Here is a 434-nt window from a genome sequence, read left to right as displayed (position 1 = left end):
GCTGCCCCCGGTGCCTGACCGGTATCTACAGCATCGAAGAAGCCAGCTGGCAGATGAATTACCGCTGTAACACCCTCCCCGGGTAAGCCCGGTGCGTTTTTTTTCACATCAGACAGACCGTCCTGCCCGCCGGCATTCTGCCGGCTTCAGCCAGAAGAGAAAAGAATCTCATGAATAACCATTACTCCGTCGCTGCAGGCGGTAACGCTTCGGATGCAGCGAATACACGTGCATTTCTGCAGCAGGCCGTTGACCATTACCCCCGGCTGGTAGCGTTCAGCTTTACGCTGGCGTTGCCGCATCACGACACGATGGCGGATTACCGCTCATTGATTTTGCGCTTTCACACTGATGTCTGGCAGCGGATGGGCGAATACTCGTGGCAACGGCAGCAGGCGCGTCAGAGTTCACCGCCAACGCTCCTGCGCTGGATA

1 pseudogene is annotated in these 434 nt (G+C 57.4%); it reads left to right on the top strand.

What is annotated here, in order from left to right:
• Positions 1–170: 170 nt before the first annotated feature.
• Positions 171–434, top strand: a pseudogene (locus tag DEO48_RS26235) (DUF3296 domain-containing protein); the annotation flags it as partial.

The organism is Enterobacter sp. CGMCC 5087 (genome assembly GCF_003144775.1).
In the GTDB taxonomy this organism is placed as follows: Bacteria; Pseudomonadota; Gammaproteobacteria; order Enterobacterales; family Enterobacteriaceae; genus Enterobacter; species Enterobacter cloacae_M.
Note: the sequence above shows the minus strand (reverse complement) of the source record. Positions and strands in the feature narration are given on the sequence as shown.